This window comes from Allocoleopsis sp., from assembly GCF_036703385.1.
GTDB lineage: Bacteria > Cyanobacteriota > Cyanobacteriia > Cyanobacteriales > Coleofasciculaceae > Allocoleopsis.
In genome coordinates, this window is record NZ_DATNPA010000802.1 from 1 (window position 1) to 3,370 (window position 3,370).

The window sequence follows — 3,370 nt, forward strand, 5'->3', positions numbered from 1 at the left end:
CTTGTCGGCACTAATCAAGGACTTTATGCCGAGGTGAAACCTCACCCAACTCACCTAATTGTTCGCACTTCACTCAGTGATGGAACTCGTAAAGAACCACTCGTACTGCCAATGGAACGGCAGACTTTACTTACTGAAGCCGAAAAGGGTGGATTTTTCAGTTATGCAGCTGGCGTTGCCTATCAATTTCTAACTCACTATCAAGTCGGTGGACTAGAAATCAACAATTACCTGACAGATTTACCCATCCAAAAAGGTCTTTCATCAAGTGCTGCGATTTGTGTCCTCGTTGCCCGTGCCTTTAATCGCCTGTATGACTTAAAGATGACCATCCGGGGTGAGATGGAGTTTGCCTATCTCGGCGAAACGACCACACCCTCTCGCTGCGGACGAATGGATCAGGCGTGTGCTTACGGTAATCGCCCCATTGTGATGGTTTTTGATTGCGATCGCACGGATGTCATCGAGCTAAACGTATCTAAAAACCTATTCTTTGTCATCGTAGACCTCGGTGCTAGCAAAAACACACAGGAAATCCTCAGCCAACTGAATCAGTGCTATCCGTTCGCTACTAACGAAGTGCAGCAGAATGTGCAGAATTATCTGGGTTCTATCAGCGCTCAAATTACCCAGGAAGCCGTTGACGCTCTCCGAATGGGAGATGCCCAATGCATTGGCAATCTGATGAATAGGGTACAATCCGAATTTGACCGATACTTGATTCCTGCCTGCCCTTCCCAATTAACCGCTCCCGTCCTGCACCAAATCTTGAACTATCAACCCATTCAACCTTATATTTGGGGAGGAAAAGGGGTAGGCTCTCAAGGGGATGGTGCAGCACAGTTTATCGTTAAAGATGAGGCAAGTCAAGAACGCGTTATTAAAATTATCGAACGTGATTTCCCTCAAATGCAAGCTCTAAAACTCACGATTAATGCAGACCCATCAAGTTCGTAAAGCTGTGATTCCGGCAGCAGGCTTTGGTACTCGCTTGTTCCCCGCTACCAAGGTTGTAAAGAAAGAACTATTTCCCATTATCGATCGCGATGGGCGAGCGAAGCCCGTGATTATGGCGATTGTTGAAGAAGCCGTCAATGCGGGAATAGAAGAGGTTGGGATTGTTGTGCAAAAATGCGATCGCACCCTTTTTGAGGCTTTCTTCCAAGCTTCACCCCCGGCAGAACTTTTCAACAAGCTATCCCCACAAAATCAAGAATATAGCCACTATATCCAAGAATTAGGGCAGCGAATTACAATTTTGACCCAAGAGGATCAAGAAGGCTTTGGTCATGCTGTATTTTGTGCCAGAGAATGGGTAAAAGATGAGCCATTTCTCCTCATGCTTGGCGATCATCTTTACGCCTCTGATGATGAAACCTCCTGTGCCAGTCAAATTTTAGATGTGTATAGACAAGTCTCTCAAAGTGTGATTGGTTTGCGGGTAACACCCGCAGAGGTGATTCATCACTATGGTTGCGCTAGCGGAACCTGGCAGAAATCAGGCTCTATTCTTTCTATTACTCAGCTCATTGAAAAGCCCAGCCTTGAGTATGCACGTCAGCATCTTCATATGGATGCCATGAATGATGACCAATTTCTCTCTGTATTCGGCATGTACATACTCCAGCCTAAAATCTTTGACTATCTGGAAGGCAACATCAACTCCAACATCCGGGAACGAGGCGAATTTCAATTGACGTCTTGTTTAGAGCGATTGCGCCAGGAAGAGGGCATGATGGGGTATGTTGTCAAAGGACAGTGTTTTGATACTGGATTGCCGGACGTTTACCGCCAGACAATGTTGGATTTTCGCCATGCAGCTCATCCGAGTGGAGATTTAGAGCTTTAGATTTGGACTCGTCTACTGCTTGCTCTGATTTATGGCAACAGTTCGATAATCTAGAGACATACAATCCTTTGTCTAAAATCATCCGAAAAGTATATTAAGTTTCAGACTCTAGATAGAGGCGGTAGTTTGTAAAGTTATACTAAGCTAATAGTAGGAAGACTTACACTGAAGCGTAAACTTGATAGATAATACGTCGCGATTCTTCAGTAGTGCATTGTTCAGCGAGAGTGTAAGTCTTCAAAAATAAGCCATTACACTAATACGCAACCAGACATTAAACTTAATGCGAATGTAACTAGATTAAGCAAAGCCCTGAACTCCAGGTGAGGTTAAGAGCTGAAGTTTATAAAAGTCTGTGCAAAAGCTTACTCTGTCAGCTTTTAACTGACATAGCTCTGAGTCTGAACCTGTTTTCATGACTCTCAAATTCACTACCCTTCTGTATCAAGACACTAAGAGTAGCCTAATTCTAATTAAATCCCCGAAAAAAATGACTCCAACCAACGAATTCATGCGGCTTTCTATCAAGAGAGTACAAGTGCAAAAGCCACTATTGGTGTCAGAAAAGTTAATAAGTCTTATCTTTGGGATTCTTGTTACTGTCTTTTCCATTGCACTCATTCTTGGCTTCCAAGCTCTAGCTGTTCATTTGTCGAGCGGAGTCTGGAAATGGGGTTTTACCAACCCGATTTCAAATCTTAGTTCTTTTGTTTTGAACTTAACTTTCTGTATTGTTCTAGTTATATCTTGCTTAAAACTATATCTAGTTATTAACAAGTTATTTCAATCGTTTTGGGAATCTCTGGAAGAGTAGTAATCGTCACCGTGAGCGAGCCATAAGGTCTATCGCCTAAAAGTGAGGTGATGAGTACGGCAAGGTGTAAGCCAAACTCATCTCTGGGTTGACCGAACTGAGCGGTAATCTTTGAGCGATCGCGTCCGAGTCTTATCCGTGATTAAGCTGCTGGGCTACAGAGTAAACCTGTTGAAGAGCAATAGTTAGGACGGGTAAGATGCTCATGCCACAAAAGTCATTTTTTCTTATGGGGTAGGCGTCTCGCCTGCCCCTGCATTTGATCAAAAGGATGCTTCCCAAGGGTCTAGTGATGTAGCCGCTAAGAACGCACACACTATTGTATGTAGTCTCTCTGACGTTTGCTTTCTGCCAATAAGTATTGATCGAGAATGCGTTCGATCGCAGCTTTGTGAACTAGAGGAATCGCCCAACTCCGGGTTTGGAATAAGGGGATGCGCTGCTTGAGCCAAACTGTAAGGGTATTAGCTTTGTCTCCCTCCCATTGGTAGGAGACAATTTGTCCCCATTCGATCAATCCAAACTTAAAGTAAATGCCATTTTCCCGCAGTTGCAGCCGACTTAACCCAGCCCAGTAAAAATAAAAGGCTGTAGTCCAGTATAAGATGACTTGAGATACATAATATTCTGGCAGGGGATAACTTTGTGAAAATCCCTTTCTTAATAAGCTTATAAACACGACAGTTTGCAGAGTGGCACTCAACAGA

At 43.8% G+C, this 3,370-nt stretch carries 3 protein-coding genes; 2 read left to right on the plus strand and 1 reads right to left on the minus strand.

The window, feature by feature from the left end:
* Nucleotides 1–957: GHMP kinase (locus V6C93_RS37215; RefSeq protein WP_333481734.1), on the plus strand; the 957-nt coding region annotated here is incomplete at its 5' end.
* The gene (locus V6C93_RS37220) at nt 935–1,849 is read left to right on the plus strand and encodes a UTP--glucose-1-phosphate uridylyltransferase (protein ID WP_333481735.1); all 915 of its coding nucleotides are present in this window, start codon (nt 935–937) and stop codon (nt 1,847–1,849) included. The genes V6C93_RS37215 and V6C93_RS37220, both read left to right, overlap by 23 nt.
* 1,130 nt (nt 1,850–2,979) lie before the next feature.
* Here the strand turns inward: V6C93_RS37220 and V6C93_RS37225 are convergent.
* Nucleotides 2,980–3,370 (minus strand): DUF5673 domain-containing protein (locus V6C93_RS37225; RefSeq protein ID WP_333481736.1); only part of this gene is annotated, 391 nt, incomplete at its 5' end.